Source organism: Bradyrhizobium sp. KZN70725 (genome assembly GCF_055264925.1).
This window is the reverse complement of sequence record NZ_JBUYWT010000091.1, coordinates 1-17968: the sequence shown is the minus strand read 5'-3', so window position 1 is coordinate 17968 and position 17968 is coordinate 1. Positions and strand designations below refer to the sequence as shown.

General features: G+C 65.2%; 14 protein-coding genes and 1 pseudogene. 6 read left to right on the top strand and 9 right to left on the bottom strand.

The window, feature by feature from the left end; all coding sequences use genetic code 11:
• The first annotated feature begins 223 nt into the window (after positions 1 to 223).
• Positions 224 to 666: pseudogene (locus ACZBJS_RS39720) on the top strand (DUF2147 domain-containing protein).
• Positions 667 to 910: 244 nt separating this feature from the next.
• Here the strand turns inward: ACZBJS_RS39720 and ACZBJS_RS39715 are convergent.
• From ACZBJS_RS39715 to ACZBJS_RS39695, 5 genes are all read right to left on the bottom strand, one after another.
• Positions 911 to 2059, bottom strand: a complete 1149-nt coding sequence (locus ACZBJS_RS39715; protein WP_057018114.1) for a DUF3095 domain-containing protein — start codon at positions 2057 to 2059, stop codon at positions 911 to 913.
• 171 nt (positions 2060 to 2230) lie between these two features.
• Positions 2231 to 3436, bottom strand: a complete 1206-nt coding sequence (gene zigA / locus ACZBJS_RS39710) for a zinc metallochaperone GTPase ZigA (protein ID WP_316396077.1) — start codon at positions 3434 to 3436, stop codon at positions 2231 to 2233.
• Between the two features lie 258 nt (positions 3437 to 3694).
• Entirely contained in the window at positions 3695 to 5557 is a 1863-nt protein-coding gene (gene htpG / locus ACZBJS_RS39705) for a molecular chaperone HtpG (protein WP_316396076.1), read from the bottom strand.
• A 91-nt stretch (positions 5558 to 5648) separates the two neighbouring features.
• Positions 5649 to 6455: an MBL fold metallo-hydrolase gene (locus tag ACZBJS_RS39700; protein ID WP_168858395.1), complete on the bottom strand. Its 807-nt coding sequence runs from the start codon at positions 6453 to 6455 to the stop codon at positions 5649 to 5651.
• 60 nt (positions 6456 to 6515) lie between these two features.
• Complete coding sequence (locus ACZBJS_RS39695; RefSeq protein ID WP_076828101.1) at positions 6516 to 7496, bottom strand: AraC family transcriptional regulator; 981 nt, start codon at positions 7494 to 7496, stop codon at positions 6516 to 6518.
• 184 nt (positions 7497 to 7680) lie between these two features.
• Here ACZBJS_RS39695 and ACZBJS_RS39690 point away from each other — a divergent pair, with 184 nt between their 5' ends.
• The gene (locus ACZBJS_RS39690) at positions 7681 to 8232 is read left to right on the top strand and encodes a sigma factor-like helix-turn-helix DNA-binding protein (RefSeq protein ID WP_244558823.1); all 552 of its coding nucleotides are present in this window, start codon (positions 7681 to 7683) and stop codon (positions 8230 to 8232) included.
• On the opposite strand, the gene ACZBJS_RS39685 is transcribed toward ACZBJS_RS39690, so the two are convergent.
• Positions 8192 to 9286 carry an asparaginase gene (locus tag ACZBJS_RS39685; RefSeq protein WP_194295354.1) on the bottom strand — a complete coding sequence of 365 codons (1095 nt, stop codon included), beginning with the start codon at positions 9284 to 9286 and terminating at the stop codon, positions 8192 to 8194. The two genes, ACZBJS_RS39690 and ACZBJS_RS39685, sit on opposite strands and share 41 nt — an antisense overlap.
• A gap of 112 nt (positions 9287 to 9398) precedes the next feature.
• The gene (locus tag ACZBJS_RS39680) at positions 9399 to 9872 is read right to left on the bottom strand and encodes an AMP-binding protein (RefSeq protein ID WP_316396074.1); all 474 of its coding nucleotides are present in this window, start codon (positions 9870 to 9872) and stop codon (positions 9399 to 9401) included.
• A gap of 33 nt (positions 9873 to 9905) precedes the next feature.
• On the opposite strand from ACZBJS_RS39680, the gene ACZBJS_RS39675 reads away from it, so the two are divergent.
• The 3 genes from ACZBJS_RS39675 to ACZBJS_RS39665 all read left to right on the top strand — a co-directional run bounded on the left by ACZBJS_RS39675 (position 9906) and on the right by ACZBJS_RS39665 (position 13323).
• Positions 9906 to 11078, top strand: a complete 1173-nt coding sequence (locus ACZBJS_RS39675) for an acyl-CoA dehydrogenase family protein (RefSeq protein WP_076828105.1) — start codon at positions 9906 to 9908, stop codon at positions 11076 to 11078.
• Positions 11079 to 11234: 156 nt separating this feature from the next.
• The gene (locus ACZBJS_RS39670; RefSeq protein ID WP_076828126.1) at positions 11235 to 11849 is read left to right on the top strand and encodes a TetR/AcrR family transcriptional regulator; all 615 of its coding nucleotides are present in this window, start codon (positions 11235 to 11237) and stop codon (positions 11847 to 11849) included.
• A gap of 283 nt (positions 11850 to 12132) precedes the next feature.
• Positions 12133 to 13323 carry an OpgC domain-containing protein gene (locus ACZBJS_RS39665; RefSeq protein ID WP_076828107.1) on the top strand — a complete coding sequence of 397 codons (1191 nt, stop codon included), beginning with the start codon at positions 12133 to 12135 and terminating at the stop codon, positions 13321 to 13323.
• A 44-nt stretch (positions 13324 to 13367) separates the two neighbouring features.
• On the opposite strand, the gene ACZBJS_RS39660 is transcribed toward ACZBJS_RS39665, so the two are convergent.
• Complete coding sequence (locus ACZBJS_RS39660) at positions 13368 to 14657, bottom strand: MFS transporter (RefSeq protein WP_316396071.1); 1290 nt, start codon at positions 14655 to 14657, stop codon at positions 13368 to 13370.
• Between the two features lie 769 nt (positions 14658 to 15426).
• On the opposite strand from ACZBJS_RS39660, the gene ACZBJS_RS39655 reads away from it, so the two are divergent.
• Positions 15427 to 16941, top strand: coding sequence for a helicase HerA domain-containing protein (locus ACZBJS_RS39655; RefSeq protein ID WP_316396069.1), 1515 nt, complete (start codon positions 15427 to 15429; stop codon positions 16939 to 16941).
• 165 nt (positions 16942 to 17106) lie between these two features.
• Here the strand turns inward: ACZBJS_RS39655 and ACZBJS_RS39650 are convergent.
• Positions 17107 to 17968 (bottom strand): hypothetical protein (locus ACZBJS_RS39650; RefSeq protein ID WP_463440100.1); only part of this gene is annotated, 862 nt, incomplete at its 5' end.

The following is a 17968-nucleotide window of genomic DNA, read 5'->3' as shown; positions in this document are numbered from 1 at the left end:
GCGACGCCGCTTGAGCGTCGCGCTCCTCGGCCGCATGCAAAGGTGTCCTTGCTGCATCCGGCTCATCAAAGGGCGCGACCCGCCGATCCACTTATGACACAGTAAGACTAAAGCGCGATGAGATTGGGTCGAATCGTCATCGCGCTTTAGCTCTTTGTTTGATCACGATCTTTTCGGAAAACCGCTTCGCACTTTTCCGGATCATGCTCTGGGGGAATGAGCCATGGCCTGCAGATTCGAATTCATGATCGCAATCATTGCGACGGCGCTTGCCGTGCCCGCCGCGCATGCGCAAGGCGCGCCTGAGCCGGTCGGGTCTGGCAGACCCAGGCCGGCGATGCCCGCGTCAAGATCAGCAAATGCGGCGGCGGCATCTGCGGCGTGGTGGTGAGCCTGCGCGACCCGATCGATCCGATGACCGGCAAGCCCCAGGTCGACAACAAGAATCCGAATCCGTCGCTGTCCAGCCGGCCGATCATCGGGCTGCCGCTGTTTTCCGGCATGCATCCGGTCGCCGCGGGCAAATGGTCGGGCCAGATCTACAACGCCGACGACGGCGGCACCTATGCGAGCAGCATCTCGGTGACCGGCGAGAGCACGCTGCGCGTCGAAGGCTGCGTCGGCGCGCTGTGCGGCGGCGAGACCTGGACGCGGGTGGGGCGGTAATTCTGAGCCGAGCGGTAACCGCGACGGGACCGTGCTCCCTCGCCCCGCTCTTGCGGGGAGAGGGTTGGGGTGAGGGGCTCTATCCGCGTAGCCATATCTGAATTGTAGTCAGCTCACCGTCGATCTCGCGAGTCTGATGAATATCTCCTTGCGGCCACGCATTGCCTGCCCTCACCCGGAAGCCACGCGAGGCGTGGCGTCCGACCTCTCCCCGCAAACGAGCGTGGAGAGGTGAGAAAAATTGCTACACCGCGCGCGCCTTCAGCACCGTCGCGGCCGAGGCGTAGCCGCCGCGGGCGCCGTCGATGAAGTGGACGTGGTCGGCGCGCATCACCGACGGGGTGAAGCAGGTCATCATCGCGGCATCCTGCTCGTGCAGGCCATAACGCACGATGCCCTGCGCCGCGGCGGCGGCGAGGCGCTGCTCGATGTCGGAAGCGAGCTCCGGCGTGCAATCCAGGATCATGCGCAGGCCGTCGTCGAACTTGCGAAAGTCTGAATTCTCGACCACCTGCTGCAGATAACGTTTCGGCGCGAACTTGCCGACTGGGATGTTGAACCGCATCAGCGTATAGGCCCACAGCGTGAATGTGAGCACCACGGCGCGACGCAGCGCGAGCGGGCCGCGGCGCCGTGCGCGCGCCTCGTACTCCATTCCCTGCGGCGGCCAGTGCAGCGGCGGACCGCTGGCGGGCACCGGCCGTCCGGCATCGGGACTTTTCTCGACGCGGACGACGATATCCTCGATCACCTTGCGGAAGGACGCGGGATCGGCGTTCTTCGCCGGCAGCACCAGCACCGACAGAATGACGCCGCGCGCGGACGGCATCACCTCGAAGCGGCAGGACAGGCCGGACAAATCGGGTTGCGTGCCCTGAGGCGCCGGATCGACCGCGAACTCGGCGCGCTTCATCGCGGCATCGGCGTAAGCAAGACCGCCGCCTGAGAACATCGCATAGGACAGATTGGCCGACGGCCCGAAGCGCGCGACGCGGACATCGGCGCCCGCGGCGCGGATCGCCGCCATCGGCACCAGCGCCACCCGCAGCACCAAATCGAGGTCGTCGTGCACCCAGCGCGCGGTCGCGGCGAGGGCTTCGCGCGCCTTGTCGAGATCGGCGGGCGCGACCGCAAAACTCGCACCGTCGCCGCCGAACACGAAGGGGAATTCGCGGCCCTCCAGCGCATTGGTGACGGCGGCGACCACCGCGGCGCCGGCCATGTTGACCGCCTTGTAGCGCTGCGCTGCGATCGCCTTGGTCGATTCCACGATGTCGGCGACGCCGACCGTCCAGTCATCCGGCAACGGCGCATACAGCGCGGGGTCCATCAGCCGCGCGAAGCCGCGAAACACCGGAATGCCGCCGTAGAAGATATCGCTGCCGCCAGCCATCGCAACGCCGCGCCGTTTCCGCCCTGATGCGGGATTCTCTAGCAGAAACGGCGCGGGTTGGGACCGGTTTTAGAAGCGTAGCCCGGATGGAGCGCAGCGAAATCCGGGGACCTCTCAAGCGGCGGGAGACCCCGGATTGCGCTTCGCTCCATCCGGGCTACGGTGACTGTCTCACGCCGCCTCGCCTGTCCTGCTCCACGGCGGAAACGGATCGCGCAGCCCGGCCCAGGCTTGCGGGTCCATGCCCGGCCTGCCGGTGACGAGGCAGGCATCGAGCCTGCGGCGGATGTAGTCCTCGTCCATGCCGGAGCCGATGAAGACCAGCTCCTGCCGGCGATCGCCGTAGAGATCGTTCCAGCTCCGCTGCATCATCAGCCGCCAGTCCGGATGATCCGGCCAGCGCTCGCGCGGGATCGCGGCCCACCACGAACCGAGCCCTTCGGTCCGCACGATGGCGCCGGCCTGGCTCAGCTCGCCGCACCAATCCGGGCGCGTCGCGATCCAGAAATGGCCCTTGGCGCGGATCACGCCTTGCCAGCTCTCGCGCAGGAAGGCGTGGAAGCGCAGCGGATCGAACGGGCGCCGCGCCCGGTAGACGAAGCTCGTGATGCCGTATTCCTCGGTCTCCGGCACGTGCCCGGCAAAGCCATAGAGTTCCTTGTGCCAGAGCGGATGCTGCTGCGCGCGCTCATAGGCAAAGCGGCCGGTGTCGAGCACGCGGTCGAACGGGACTTGCGCAAAATTCGCTTCGACGAGGTCGGCCTCGGGATTGAGCGCACGCACGATGGTACGGGCGGCCTCGCGCTGCGCAGGCGTCGCGGCATCGATCTTGTTCAGCACCACGACATCGGCGAACTCGATCTGCTCGACCAGCAGATCGACCAGCGTGCGCTTGTCGCCGTCGAGCGCTTCGCCGCGCTGGCTGAGGAAATCGGTCGAGGCGTAGTCCTTCAGGAGATTGGCGGCGTCGACCACCGTGACCATGGTGTCGAGCCGCGCGATGTCGGAGAGGCTTTGGCCATCTTCATCGCGAAACTCGAAGGTCGCGGCGACCGGCAGCGGCTCGGAAATGCCGGTCGATTCGATCAGGAGATAATCGAAGCGGCCGCTCTCGGCGAGCGTGCGTACCTCCTTCAGCAGATCGTCGCGCAGGGTGCAGCAGATGCAGCCATTGCTCATCTCGACCAGTTTTTCGTCAGTCCGGGACAGGTTCGCACCGCCATCGCGAACCAGGTCGGCGTCGATGTTCACCTCGCTCATGTCGTTCACAATCACCGCAACCTTCAGACCGCGGCGGTTGTTCAGGACGTGGTTCAGCAAAGTGGTCTTTCCAGCCCCGAGGAAGCCGGACAAGATGGTGACGGGGAGTTTTTGCATCGAGATCAAACAGTTGCTGGAGGGATCGGCGGCGGCGGGACATGGGGCATTGGCTTGATGTTATGTTATAACATAACATCAATGAGGCGCGGCCTGTCAAGCGCCTGGGCGGCGCAGTCAGCCTGCCAGTTTTAGGAATGCGTAGCCCGGATGGAGCGCAGCGAAATCCGGGGCCGCGCTATCCACGGATGGACCTGTCCCGGATTGCGCTTCGCTCCATCCGGGCGGGCTCAGGATGACGGGTTCAGAGTTCGCGCTCTACTTCCCCAATCCGCGCAGCACGAGCTGGTTCATGCGCCCAGCGAACGCGGCGGGGTCGTCGGGCATCTCGCCGTCGAGGATCTGCGCCTGTTCGAACAGCAGCAGCGACAGGTCCTTCGCCTGCGCGGTATCGGTCGCGAGCGCCGCGACCAGCGGGTGGCGCAAATTGATCTCGAGCACCGGCTTTGTGATCGCGCCGCGGTTCTGCTGGGCGAGCAGCCGCTCCAGCGCGCGGTCGCGCGCATCGCCGCCGGCAACGAGGCACGACGCGCTCGCGGTCAGCCGCTGCGAAGCCCGGACGTCGGAGACGCGCTCGCCGAGCGCGTCCTTGATCACGGCGATCGTGGTCGCCGCGTCGGCCGCGGGTTCGTCCTTCTTGTCGTCCTTGTCGTCGGCAAGCGGGATCAGGCCGAAATCGACATCGCCCTGGCTCAGCGACTTCAGCGGCTTGCCGCCGAAATCGAGCGGCGCCGAGGTCCAGAACGCATCGACCGGATCGGTCAGGAGCAGCACCTCGATGCCGCGGGCGCGCGCCGATTCCAGCTTCGGGTTCGACTTCAGCCGCTCGACGCTGTCGCCGACCAGATAATAGATCTCGGTCTGGTTCGGCTTGAAGTCGTCGACAACCTGCTTCAGCGAGCGGTTCTCGCCCGACGTCGTGGTGAAGCGCGCCAGTGCCAGCAGCTTGTCGCGGCGCTCGAAATCCTCCCACAGGCCTTCCTTGATCACCGGGCCGAACGCGTTCCAGATCTTTGCGAAGGTCTCCGGCTCCTTCTCGCCGAGCGTCTCCAACTCGCCGATCACGCGGCCGGTGACGGCCTTGCGGATCTGCGCGAGCTGCGGATTGTTCTGCAGCATCTCGCGCGAGATGTTGAGCGGCAGGTCCTCACTGTCGATCACACCCCGGATGAAGCGCAAGTAAGCCGGCAGCAGCTCGGCATCGTCGGCGATGAAGACGCGGCGGACGTAGAGCTTGACCTTACCCTTGCGCTCGACCTGGAACAGGTCGAACGGCTTTTGCGACGGCGCGAACAGCAGCACGGCGTAGGACTGCCGGCCCTCGGCACGGTAATGCAGCGTCATCGCCGGCTCGTCGAACGCGCCGGCGATCTGCTTGTAGGCCTGGGCGTAATCCTCCGGCTTGAGCTCGGATTTCGAGCGCTGCCACAGCGCGCTCGCCGAGTTGATCTGGCGCGGCTCGCCCTCTTCCGGCACCAGCAGGATCGGAAACTGGATGTTGTCGGAATATTCGCGGACGATGCGCTCGATCTCGTAGGCCTCGAGATACTTGGCGGCGTCCTTCTTCAGATGCAGCACGATCTCGGTGCCGCGCGCGACACGCTGGGCGGCCTCTTCGCCCCCCGGTGCGATCTCGAAGCCGCTGCCGCCTTCCGACGTCCACACCCACACCTCGTCCGAGCCGGCGCGGCGGCTGGTGACGACGATCTTTTCGGCGACCATGAAGGCGGCATAGAAGCCGACGCCGAACTGGCCGATCAGGTTGGCGCCGTCCTTGGCCTCGGTGAGCTTCGACAGGAACGATCTGGTGCCGGAGCGCGCGATGGTGCCGAGATTGTCGATCAGCTCCTGGCGCTCCATGCCGATGCCGGTATCAACCACGGCAAGCGTGTTGGCCGCCTTGTTCGGGACGATCCTGATCTCCGGCGGCGTGCCGTCCGTGATCAGGGACGGATTGGCGATCGCCTCGTAGCGCAGCTTGTCGCAGGCATCCGACGCGTTCGAGATCAACTCGCGCAGGAAGATATCGGTCTCGGAATAGACCGAATGCACCATCAGGTGCAGCAATTCGGCAACCTCGGCCTGGAATGGCTGGGATTCGGCAGCGGCAGTTGTGGTCATGCGGAAACTCGGACAATCGGTAAGGGGCGGGAAAGCCCTGATATAGCGCGATCGCGCCGCGTGGCAAGGTTGCCAAAAGCGGCCGGAACCGTCAGTCCGAGATCGCCGCGAGATAGCGCTGCACCGAGCGGTCGAACGCCGCCTTGGCGTCGGAGGCGATGTTCTTGCCCCACCAGGCGCCATAGATCCGATCATAGGCCAGCGGCTCGACCGCGCGCGCGAGGCGGCGGACCGCTGATGCATTGAGCGGGATATAGTTCGGGTAGGAATACATGAAGCTGACCGAGCGGCGGTCCATCGCCACCATCGCGATATCCCCGGTCAGAAGCGCGCCGCGCCCGTCGGCGCCATTGCGCCAATGCAGCATGGTGGCGCCGGCAAAATGCCCGCCGCCGCGCACCAGCAGGATGTCGTCGGAGATGCGATGGCTGTCCCCCTGCCACGGCACGATCGACGGATAAGGCCGCGTCACCCATTGTGCATCGTCGCCGTGCAGATAGACCGGGGCATTGTCGAACGCCGCGCTCCAGTCGGCGACCGCGCCATAATAATGCGGATGCGAGATCGCAATCGCCTTCAGCCCGCCGAGCGATCTGACATGGGCGATCGCCTCGGCGGTTGCCAGCGGCACGCAGTCCCACATCACGCAGCCGCCGCGGTCCGGCACCAGCAGCGCGCGCTGCCCGATCGCAAAGGACGGCTCGAGCGCGATCCCGACGAGGCCAAGATCGTCGCGACAGACCAGTTTGTGCCGCTCTGCGAGCTCCTCGCGCGTCAGCCACGCCTGCCCCTTCCAGTTCACATATTGCCGCTCGTCCTCGCAGATCGGGCAAGCCGGCGGCGGCGCAGCGGTCTCAGGAAATTGCGCGCCGCATTGTTCGCAGGTCCACAGAGGCATTGGCAGCGCCCTCGTTGCGATGAAGCTGGTCTGCTGATCTAGCGCCGCGGCAGGAGGCGTTCAATGCCGCCGCCCCAGTTCCATCTGCATCTCCGCCGGTGCTATGCCGAACTTCCGGCGGAACGCGCGATGGAAATAGGACAAGTCGTTGAAGCCGACCGTATAGGCGATGTCGCTGACCTTGCGGCCGGCGCCCTCTTCGTGCAGCAGTAGCCGGCGCGCCCGCAGCAGGCGCTGCTCGAGGACGAACTCCGAGAATGTCGTTCCTGCGGACGCGAACAGGCGCTGCGCCTGGCGGGTGCTCAGCGCATTCGCCTTTGCTATGGCTTCGATCGTGAGCTTACCGTTGTCGAGATTTTTGAGAACATCGGCCTTCATCAGATCGAGCCGCGCCTTCGCCACGCCGTCGCGTGCCGACAGCTGCTTTGTCTCGGCGCTGCTGCCGAGAACGAGACCCGCCAGGTCGGCGAGATGGTGCGCCGCCGCCCGCTGGCCGGGCACGTCCAGATCGCCGGCAAGCTCGGTGCAGAGCACGGAATAGCGCTCGATCATCGCGCCCAGGGCCGGCTCGCGCCCGAGTACCCGCGCCAGCTGCGTTTCCACCAATGGTGCGACCTGGAGCAGCAGGCGCCGCGGAAACCGCGTCGTCGTAAAGCTGCCCGACCGGGTGAGGTCGGCGGTGCCGACGATATTCATTTCGGTGAGGCACATCTGGCCGCGCTGAAGCTCGATCGCCTTGCCTGCCTGCGTGACCTGCACCGTGCCGCGCGTCGCAGAGATCAGGACGAGGTCGTCGCAGCCGTCATTCAGAAGCGCGCGGGTGCGGGCGAAGCGGGCCGAGCCGCCGCGCGGCGTCGCGATGGCGACCGTATGCAGCAGCGTAAACTCGTTGTGGCAGTCGATGCGGTTGTCGTCGGTCGGTCCGACGTCGAGCCGGCAGAAGCCGCGGCAAATCCCTTCGCGCCAAGCCTCATAGGCCGGCCCTTTGGCCAGCCCATGATGGAAAATCGAGAACCGGTTGGGCACCTGTGTCTCGGACATGATCCGCGCTCCGACGCTCGATCGATCAGGGCTGACACGATCGATCGCTTGCTGTCCGCCGCGCGCATGTCGTGTGCGCACGTCGTTCCTGTCCCTACGCTTGGCGCGACGGTCCACGACTCCGGCGCGGAGCCTGATACCACTGCGCCGATTGCCGGTAAAGCTATTCACGAGATGCAACCCTATGATGCGAAGTGCGAAAGCCGGGAATAAAACGGCGCAGCAGTTTCGCGACGCGGCATTGCCGTGTCTCGACGATGCCTACGCGTTCGCCCAGGTCCTGATGCGGACCGAGGCGGACGCCGAACTGGCCGTGCAGGAATGCTATCGGCGCGCACTGCGCCGGTTCGACGGCGTTCGCGGCCCGGCCATCAGGCCGTGGCTGCTCGCGATCCTCAAAGCCGTCTGCCAAGAGAAACTCGACCGGAAACCCTCCGGCAACAATGTAACGCCGGAACGGCGCGACACCCCGACCATCCGGCAACTCATCCATGACCTGCCCGCCCCGCTCGGCGAGGTCATCGCGCTGCGCGAGATGATCGATCTCTCCTACAAGGAGATCGCCGAAGTCACCGGCATTCCTGTCACCACCGTGATGTCGCGCATCGCGGAAGCGCGCGCCCTGCTGCTCCCAGCGTGGCGCGCGGCGAACAAGGCCGCGCAGGCGAAGCCGACGGCGCCTCAAAACCGGTGGTCTACCGCGCGAACGCCTGTTGAACCGCCGACGGCTCGGTGATGCCGTTCGCGATCAGGAGCTCGAGCAATACCCGCGCCTTCTGCGGGTTGAGATCGAGCGAGACCGCGAAGCCGAGCTTGTCGTCCTCGACCTCGACGTTGCGGTTGACGAAGCCTGAGCCGACCCGGGTCGAACGCACCACCACGACGCCCTGCTTCGCCGCGGCGGCCAGCGCATCGATCGCGCCCTTCGATGAATTGCCGTCGCCGACGCCGGCCAGCACGATGCCCTTGGCGCCGCGCCTGACCGCATCCTCGACCTCAGCGGCGTCCATGTTGGCGTGCGAATAGATGATGTCGACCCGCGGCAAGGGCGGCGCATCCGGCAGCTTCAACCTGGCAGCCTTGACGGGTGCGGCCGGCTGCAGGAAGCGCAGCGAGCCGGTGTCGACATAGCCGACCGGGCCGGCTTCGAGCGAGCGGAACGTCTCGACGCTGGTGGTGTTGGTCTTCTGCACCCAGCGCGCGGCATGGATGGTGTCGTTGAGCACCACGAGCACGCCGCGGCCGCGGGATTCCGGGGCCGATGCGACCCGCATCGCCTCGTAGAGATTGGCCGGACCGTCGGCGCCGATCGCGGTCGAGGGCCGCATCGATCCGACCAGCACGATCGGGACGTCGGTGTCGAGTACGTTTTGCAGGAAGAACGCGGTCTCCTCCATCGTGTCGGTGCCATGGGTGATGACGACGCCGTCGACCTCCTTGTCGTCAATGGCCGCGCGGATGCGCTTGACGAGGTCGAACCACACGTTGTCGTTCATGTCCTGCGAGCCGATCGACGAAATCTGCTCGGCCGACATCTGGGCGAGCTTGTCGATGCCCGGGATCGCCGCGACCAGGTTGGCTGCGCTGACCTTGCCTGAGTCATAGGCGTTGCCGGCGCGTGCGCTGGCCTGCCCCGCGATGGTGCCGCCGGTACCGAGCACGAGCACGCGGGCCAGCGCGGTGCCGGAGGCCTGTTGCGCTGATACCGGCGAGGCAAGCCCGATCGTGAGGGCGGCGGCGAGGCCGAGGAAGAGCCGAACGGAATAATTGGATTGAAACGAACGTGGCATGATCTTCTCCCCAAAGCGACAGGTCGCCAGTCCACAACTCGTGGTTTTGTCCCGTAACAAGTGGACAAAGTTGCGGCGGAAGATGCGATGGTCGGAAGATGGGTTGAAGCGTTTAGTGAGCTTCAAACGTGTTGCGCAGCTCGATCTCCGTCCCGACGGTTCGCCAGATCGAACGATCGACGAACAGCACCCGATCCTCGGCGTGGGCGAGCAGTCTTGCGATATCAAGCGCGTGCAGGCGCGCATTGATGGTGTGCAGCACCGCGCCCATGCAGGGCACGGCGAGATAAAGCTCGAGGTGACGGCGCGAGTTCCAGGCCAGCGTGGCAACGCGCATGCCGCGCTCGACGCCGATCTCGGCGAGGAAGTTGGCGAGCTGGCCCGCGCGGCCGAGCAGCTCCGCATAGCTGATGACATGGACGCGGTCGCAATACCGCGTCGTCACCGTCTTGTTCGGATAGAGATCCGCGACACGTCCCTCACCAGATTGAGGGTGAGCGGGACCTGCTGCATCAAGCCTGCGAGCATGCCGTATTCTCCGGAACTTCCGCAAAACCTTGACATCTGCCGGAAGGCGGCGCAACATTTTTCGAAGATTATTCGACTTTTGGTGCCTGCGATGCATTTTGAGCTTCCCGACGACCTCCGCGTTCTGCAAGGCCGGATGCGTGAATTCGTGCGCAGCGAGCTACAGCCGCACGATGCCGCGATCGAGGCGACCGGCAAGGTGCCGGACAGCGCCATGGCCGGCCTGCGCAGGATGGGATTGTTCGGCACCAACACGCCGAAGCAATTCGGCGGCCTCGGCCTCACGATGCTGGGCAGCTGCATCGCGATCGAGGAGCTCGCGAAGGCCCACACCGCCTTCTACTATCTGAGCGGGGTCAACGTTCACATCGGCTCGAAGGCGATCGAGCTCTACGCGCAGCCGGCGGTTCGCGACCGATGGCTGCCGGAGCTCGCCAGCGGACGGGTGATCGGCGCGTTCGCGCTGACCGAACCGAATGCCGGATCCGATGCCGCCCGGATCCAGACCCGGGCGCGGCGGGACGGCGATCATTACGTGCTCGACGGCCGCAAGACCTATATCACCAATGCGCCCGCGGCCGGCGTCTTCACGGTGTTCGCCACGCTCGATCCCTCCGCCGGCGCCAAGGGCATCGCGGCCTTTGTCGTCGACGCAAAGACGCCGGGCCTTGCCATCGGCCGCCTGGTCGAGATGGCTGCCGGACGCGGCTCGGAGCACGCCGAAGTGATCTTCGAGGATTGCCGTATTCCGCGCGAGAATCTGCTGGGACAGGAGGGCGAAGGATTCGCCATCGCGATGCGGTGCCTGGATGCCGGGCGCACCCATTGGGGCGCCTATTGCGTCGGCGCGGCGAGCCAGCTGCTGGACTACGCTCTCGACCATGTCTCGGAGCGCGAGACGTTCGGACGCAAGCTGCGCGACCATCAGGGCCTCGAGTGGCAGATCGCCGACATGGCGAGTTCGCTGCATGCCGCGCGGCTTGTCGCCTATGAGGCAGCCTGGCGTTACGACCGGGGCGATGCCGCCGCCCGCACCGCCGCGGCAGCGCTCTCCAAATATACCGGCGCCGACATGGTGCAGCGCGTCGCCGACACGACCATGCAGCTGTTCGGCGGTGCCGGTTATTCAAGAGACCTGCCGATCGAGCGCATCTGGCGGGAAACGCGGGTGGTCCGCATTCTAGACGGCACCTCCGAGATCATGCGCCAGATCATTGCCCGCAACGCGTTCCGCACACATGAACGGCGGAACGCGCCGGTCTGACCCGCAGGCTTTACCGCTGTATCCCGTCGCAATAGCACTTGTGTTCCGATCCCGCTGCCTTACTGTTTTTTTTACGGGGATGAGATTCCTGCTTTGACGCGTCTTCCTTGCGCGAACCGGTATCCACTTCGCGCGAAAACGCTCTTGGAGACCACCGTGGCTTCGGGGACGACACTCAAGCTCAAGCAGCAACGCAGCCGCGACCGGCGCGAGCAGATCCTCACGGCGGCCACCAAGCTGTTTGGCGAAAAAGGCATCGACGGAACCTCGCTCACCGAGGTCGCCGCCGCGGCGAAAGTACCGCTCTCCAGCATCTATGATTATTTCGAGGACAAGCGCGCGCTGGTGCTCGATGTGCCCGAAGGCAATTTCGAGGCGCTGTATCAGAAGACCGAGCCGCTGCTGGTCAAGGGTGGCGATCCCGTCGACCAGCTCCGCATCATCTTCCTCACCAACTTCCAGTACATCAAGGACAACCCGAGCTGGGGCCGGGTGTTCTTCCTCGAGATCTGGCCGAGCGTGCTTGCCGCCGAACCGCGGATCAAGAAGGCGGTCGACAGATACGCGCTGCGCTATGTGCAGTTGATCAGGCAGGCGAGCCGCGCCGGCACCTATCGCCGCAATCTCGATCCCTACACCGCGATGTCGCTGATGATGGGCGGGATGTGCCACCTCACCGCCGTCTGGCTGCTTTACGGCCGCAAATACGATCTGGTGAAGAAGGGCAAGGCGCTGTTCACCACGCTGCATAACGGGTTTGTGCAGCGTTAGCCGCGCCGGTGCGCGGCCGGCTCTCGTAGAATGGGTAGAGCGAAGCGAAACCCATCATTCGTCAGGTCGACACGGAGCGATGGGTTTCGCTTCGCTCTACCCATCCTACGCACCGCGTGGTTCGCGGCGCGAACGATTTGATCCAAATTCATCGCTGTTTGGCCGGCTGTGGCGGCGATCCGTTTCCGGAAAACCAATACACAACCGTCGAAATCCTGTTCTAGTATGACGTCGTGGGCGACCCGCGACCGGACACGCGGGCACTCGGGATGGGAGCGTACCGATGGACGTCAAGGCTGTTCTGCCGCCGCGTGGCCGCGACTATCGCCTCGATCTGCTGCGCGGCTTCGCCAACTGGGCGATCTATCTCGATCACATCCCGAACAACGCGGTGAACTGGATCACGCAGAAGAATTTCGGCTTCAGCGACGCGGCCGATCTGTTCGTGTTCATCTCCGGCTACACCGCATCCTTCGTCTATGCGCGCATGATGCTCGAGCGCGGCACCGTGATCGGCGCCACCCGCCTGATCAAGCGCGCTTGGCAGATCTATGTCGCCCACGTCCTGCTGTTCGTGATCTATATCGCCGAGATCGGCTATCTCTCCCAGCGCTACCACGACCCGAACCTGCAGGACGAATTCAACGTCGCGGGCTTCATGCACAATCCGGCCGAGACGCTCTATCAGGGCCTGATCCTGGCGTTCAAACCGGTCAACATGGATGTGCTGCCGCTCTATATCGCGCTGATGCTGTGCTATCCGCTGGTGCTGTGGGCGATGCTGCGCAAGCTCAATCTGACGCTGCTGGCCTCGTTCCTGCTCTATCTCGCGGCGCGGCAATTCGGCTGGAACCTGCCGGCCTATCCGTCCGGCTCATGGTATTTCAATCCGTTCTGCTGGCAGTTCCTGTTCGTGTTCGGCGGCTGGTTCGCGCTCGGCGGCGCGAGCGAATCGATCGCGTTCATCCGCTCGCGCGCCTTCCTTTGGCTCGGCGGCGCCTATCTGCTGTTCGCGCTGGTCATGACCTTGGCGGGCCGCTTCCCGGAGCTCGGACAGGCGATGCCGGCCTGGCTCTATGACGCCTTCAATCCGAACGACAAGACCAACCTTGCGCCTTATCGCGTGCTGCACTTCATCGTCCTCGCCTTCTTCGTCACCCGCTTCCTGCCGCGCGAATGGCCCGGATATGAATGGCCGATCTTCCAGCCGATCATCAAATGCGGCCAGCAGTCGCTCGAAGTGTTCTGCACCGGCGTTTTCCTCGCGGTCATCGCGCATGTGCTGCTGGTCGAGGTCTCCGGCAGCATCTGGATGCAGATCGCGGTCAGCATTGTTGGCATCGTGCTGATGACCGCACTCGCCTATTACCGCTCCTGGTCGAAGAAGGTCGACAAGGCGCCCGCGAAGGTACCCGTAGCTGCGCAGACGCCCGTGGCCGCGCAGACGCCAGCGACCGCGAAGCCGGCGGAGTAAGACGGCGCGCGGCCGAAGCCGCGCGCAACGTGCAAAGTAGCCTGCTATCTCGCCAGCGGCTTGCCGGCCGTCTCCGGCGCCAGGGCGATCAGCGGCAGGCCGACTACATAGATCAGCGACAGCATCGAAATCGCCAGCGGGAAGCTGCCGGTGCGGGCGGCGAGCGCGCCGATCAGGGTCGGGCCGGCGGCGCCGAGCACGCGGCCCATGCTGAAGGCGAAGCCGGAGCCCGAGCCGCGCAGCGCCGAAGGAAACATCTCCGGCAGCCAGATCGTGAACAGGCCGAACACACCATTGGTGAAGAAGCCGAGCACCGGCAGCAGCACCATGAACAGCGTCAGGCTGTCGAGCCATTCGATCGCGACCTCATAGGAGACCACGACGGAGATCAGCCCGCCGACGAAGAACAGCACCGCGGTGCGGCGCCGGCTGCCGAGCCAGGTCGTTAGCCATGGTACAAGGAGGCAGCCGATCAGCGTGCCGACATTGGTGATCAGGCCGGCCACCGCGCCCATCTCCTGCGCGTGCGCCGGCGTCGCGCCCGCGGCGACCAGCTTGGTCGAGATCACGGTCGGGGCCCAGAAGTTCGACGACCAAAGGCCGAAGATGATGCAGGCCATCATCAGCGCCGCGGCCCAGGTGGTGCGCGCCTGGTCGCCGGCAAACAAGGCCGCGACCGACGGCTGCTCGTGCGCAGCCCTGCGCTCGGGTTCGGGAATGTTGCTGCGCAGATACGCGATCAGCAGCGCGGGCAGAATGCCGAGCAGGAACATGCCGCGCCAGCCCAGCGTGCTGCCAATCGCAAGCGTGACGGCGGCGGCGAGGAATAGCCCGGTCGGCGTCGCCGTGTGCAGCCATCCGGCGAGCCGCACCCGCGTATTCTCCGGCACGGATTCCTGCAGCAGCGGCGTGCCCGCGGCCCATTCGCCGCCGATGCCGAAGCCGGCAACAAAGCGAAACAATGCGAACATCACGATACCGGTCGCAAGCCCGCACAGCGCCGTGAACAGCGAGTAGACCAGCACCGTCCAGCACATGATCCGGACCCGTCCGTAACGGTCCGCGGCCCAGCCCCAGACCATCGAGCAGGCCCAGCCCAGCATGAAGATCGAGAACAAGAGCCCGCCATAGATGCCGATACTGGCCTTGCTCGGCTCAATGCCGCTGGCGGGCAGCAATTCGCTCAACGCGCCGACCAGGATGTAGGCGTACATCGACGAATCGAAGCCATCGAGCATCCAACCGAACCAGGTCGCCCAAAACACTTTTCGCGGCGACACTGCGCCAGGCGCCGCGACCGACGGCGCAAGCGTATCGACGGTGCTCTCAGTCATGTTTCCTCGCACGTTTCTTTTGTGCGGCGGACTATGACGAGGTTTGCGCGCCGAGACACCACCGGCAAACGGGACGGAGGTATCCGGCATGAGAATAGCGACGCCGATCACATCGACGTCACTGCGAACGCCCGCTCCTTCTACGAAGGACGCGCGGAACGCCGGAAAATGTAGAAAGCGATGATGACCAGCGGCACGGCAAGTGCGAGCCAGGAGGCCTGGTCCCAGATCCCGTCGCCGAGGGGCGCCGAGACCTGCCCGAACGCGATAACGGCAAAGATCAATACCGACGCCGGAAAGATTTACGCGATCGACCATCTCGCTCCCGACATCAGGATCGCTCCGCCACATGCGCGCGTGAGCGGGGATAAGATCCGTGAAACCTTCGATTTTTGGCGGATGCCTTCGACAACGCGAGCCTTGCAAGCTGGGATCAATCCCGTTTGGATCCGGAAGAATGTAGGAAATGAATGCGTCGTAGTTGAACTCAGACATTGAGTTCGACGGGCTGAGAGTTCGACGGGCTGCTTAAATAAGAGCGGGTCCGAACCGGGCCGGATCGCGCAGCTGAACAGGAACTGGTTCGAAAAAATCTACATCAGACATGCAAGCCAACACGTTGTAGTGGCTCGATCAATCTTCATCTCGTCCGGCGAGCATCAACACCGTCCGCCTCCCGGCCGCGCCTGGGGATGATGGTGCGGTTCGCTCGACGCGGCGCGATCAGCTTGTTAAGCCGCCTCTCCGCAAGGGCAATTTGAGTCGGGACATGACCGTAGCGATCGAGATGGGACAAACGACGGCCGGCACTTCGGCGGCCATCGACCTCGAGGAGCTATTGGCGACGCGCCTCTTGGTACAAGGCAATTCGGGTTCCGGCAAATCCCATCTGCTGCGCCGGCTATTGGAACAGAGCGCCCCCTGGGTGCAGCAGACCATCATCGATCCTGAAGGTGATTTCGTCACCCTGGCCGAACGATTTGGCCACCTCGTCATCGACGCCGAGGACCACACCGAGCGCAGCCTGCAGGTCGCCGGCGAGCGCGTGCGCATCCATCGCGTCTCCACGGTGCTCAATCTCGAAGGACTCGACGCCGAGAACCAGATGCGGCGCGCCGCGGCCTTCCTCGGCGGGCTGTTCGACGTCGCCCGCGACCACTGGTATCCGATGCTGGTGGTGGTGGACGAGGCGCAGCTGTTCGCGCCGGCGGTCGCGGGCGAGGTGTCCGACGAGGCGCGCAAGCTTTCGCTCGGTGCAATGACCAATTTGATGTGCCGCGGTCGCAAGCGCGGGCTCGCCGGGATCATCGCAACCCAGCGGCTGGCGAAGCTCGCCAAGAATGTTGCGGCCGAAGCGTCGAACTTCCTGATGGGCCGCACCTTCCTCGATATCGACATGGCGCGCGCCGCCGACCTGCTCGGCATGGAACGGCGGCAGGCGGAAGCCTTCCGCGACCTCGAGCGCGGACAATTCATGGCGCTGGGACCTGCGCTCTCCCGCCGTCCGCTGGGCTTGCGCATCGGTCCGACCGACACCCAGCCGCGCAATGCGGCGCCGCGGTTGATGCCGCTGCCTGAAGCGGCACTGGAGGACGCACGCGCGATCATCCTCGCCGCTCCGCCGCCGGAAGCGGTGCGGCCGCAGCGCCGGACGCCGTCGCCGGACCTGCTCAGCCAGTTGATGGCCGCCAAGCAGCCGGCACCGGAGCCAGATCCCGAAGCTGCGGAGCCGCCGCCGAGCGCCGAGCAATTGGCCGAGCGGCGTGAACGGTTGGACCGTATCCTGCGCGCTATCCTCGCCGAGCCCGACGCCGGCTTCCGCGCCATCGGCGTGCTCTATCAGGAGTTCGTGGTCCGCTGCCGCATCGAGGGTCTCGGTGCCGTGGTGCCGGAGCTGACCGATTTCCGCCGGATGCTGACGCGCGCCCGCGCCGGGCTCGGCGCTGATGTCGCGGAGGACGACGCCTGGCAGGACGTCTCGTTGCGTGCCGCGCTGTTGCCCGAGGACATGCAGGGCGTCTTCATGATGATCGCCCGCGCCGCGAAGGAGGGCTGGCCGTGCCCGAGCGATGCCGCGATCGCCCGCGCCTACGGCACGCATTCGCTGCGCCGTGCCCGGCATCTTCTGACCTACATCGAAGAACAAGGCCTGATCGTCTGCCAGCTCGACGGTGCCGGCCGGCGGATCGTGACCCTCGTCGAGCTCGCCTGGGCCACCGCCGCGGCCGACCCGAATGTGGACGACCAGGCGGCGGAAGCAGCCTGTAACGGCTCGTCGCTGTGATCAGGTACTGAGCAACGAGGCGTTAGGTGTCGCGCGGCGTCGCGGAAACGCTGCAAGACAAGAAAAAGGCCCGCCAGGAGGCGGGCCTTTCAACTTTGCCGGTTGAGCGATCTTGGTTGCGGAGGGCCCGCAACAGGCCCTCCACAGCCGCCCTATCTCAAGCCCCTACGCATGCTGCGGCTGCGCAAGCTGACTGACCTGCATCGCCGGCGGATCGACGACCGAGGTACCACCATGGCCGTCGCTCGAGGCCGTGAATGTGGAAGCCATGTAGTTGCCCAGCAGCGCAATGCTGGCGGTGACAGTGCCGTCCGTCACCGTGAGCGTTCCGCCCGAGGCGTTTCCGGTGAAGGTCGGCGTTTGAACGTTCGCGAAATTGATGTTCGCGAAATCGATCGTGTCCGAACCGGACATCCCGGCGACAGTTCCGGTGAAGCTCGCGGAATTGTCGAGCTTCAGCGTCCCCGTGCTGCCCAGGAACGTAACGGCGGCGTTCGAAGCCCCCGTCAATTCCAGGGTGGTACCCGCTGCGATGGTGGCAGTGCTGGGGCTCTCTCCGGTCGCGTAGAACGGCTGCCACGCTCCCCATGCGATGCCGTCATAGGCCCGGATCCAGAGCTGGTCCGTACCCGAGCCGGCCTGATAGGTGGTCTCGGAAAGTTGCGCCGCCGTGATGTCGACCTCGACATTCGCAGCCTGCGTCGCTCCGTTGACGCTCCAATGCCCGTTGCCGTTGGTATCCCACAACGCGTATTTCGTCATGGTATCGCCGTCCGCGTCCGTCACGCTGAATAGGCTCGAAGCAGCAAAGACCTGCCCGGAGACCGTCGTAACGTTCGAGGCCGAGACCACCGGCGGCTGGTCGGTTGCCGTGGCCGCAAAGGCCGTCCACCTCCCCCACTGGGTGCCATCATTGGCCCGCACCCAGAGCGTATCCGACGGCGAGCCGCCGGGACCGAACACGTAACTCACCTGCGACAGGTTCGCCGCCGACACCTCGATGTTGGTGCCGGCTGCTTGCGCGACG

What these genes read in the sequence shown, in the direction of transcription:
- ACZBJS_RS39715 (WP_057018114.1), bottom strand. Translation starts at nt 2,059, where the DNA reads ATGGCTGGCGGCAGCGATATCTTCTACGGCGGCATTCCGGTGTTTCGC.
- zigA (WP_316396077.1), bottom strand. Translation starts at nt 3,436, where the DNA reads ATGCAAAAACTCCCCGTCACCATCTTGTCCGGCTTCCTCGGGGCTGGA.
- htpG (WP_316396076.1), bottom strand. Translation starts at nt 5,557, where the DNA reads ATGACCACAACTGCCGCTGCCGAATCCCAGCCATTCCAGGCCGAGGTT.
- ACZBJS_RS39700 (WP_168858395.1), bottom strand. Translation starts at nt 6,455, where the DNA reads ATGCCTCTGTGGACCTGCGAACAATGCGGCGCGCAATTTCCTGAGACC.
- ACZBJS_RS39695 (WP_076828101.1), bottom strand. Translation starts at nt 7,496, where the DNA reads ATGTCCGAGACACAGGTGCCCAACCGGTTCTCGATTTTCCATCATGGG.
- ACZBJS_RS39690 (WP_244558823.1), top strand. Translation starts at nt 7,681, where the DNA reads ATGATGCGAAGTGCGAAAGCCGGGAATAAAACGGCGCAGCAGTTTCGC.
- ACZBJS_RS39685 (WP_194295354.1), bottom strand. Translation starts at nt 9,286, where the DNA reads ATGCCACGTTCGTTTCAATCCAATTATTCCGTTCGGCTCTTCCTCGGC.
- ACZBJS_RS39680 (WP_316396074.1), bottom strand. Translation starts at nt 9,872, where the DNA reads ATGTTGCGCCGCCTTCCGGCAGATGTCAAGGTTTTGCGGAAGTTCCGG.
- ACZBJS_RS39675 (WP_076828105.1), top strand. Translation starts at nt 9,906, where the DNA reads ATGCATTTTGAGCTTCCCGACGACCTCCGCGTTCTGCAAGGCCGGATG.
- ACZBJS_RS39665 (WP_076828107.1), top strand. Translation starts at nt 12,133, where the DNA reads ATGGACGTCAAGGCTGTTCTGCCGCCGCGTGGCCGCGACTATCGCCTC.
- ACZBJS_RS39660 (WP_316396071.1), bottom strand. Translation starts at nt 14,657, where the DNA reads ATGACTGAGAGCACCGTCGATACGCTTGCGCCGTCGGTCGCGGCGCCT.
- ACZBJS_RS39655 (WP_316396069.1), top strand. Translation starts at nt 15,427, where the DNA reads ATGACCGTAGCGATCGAGATGGGACAAACGACGGCCGGCACTTCGGCG.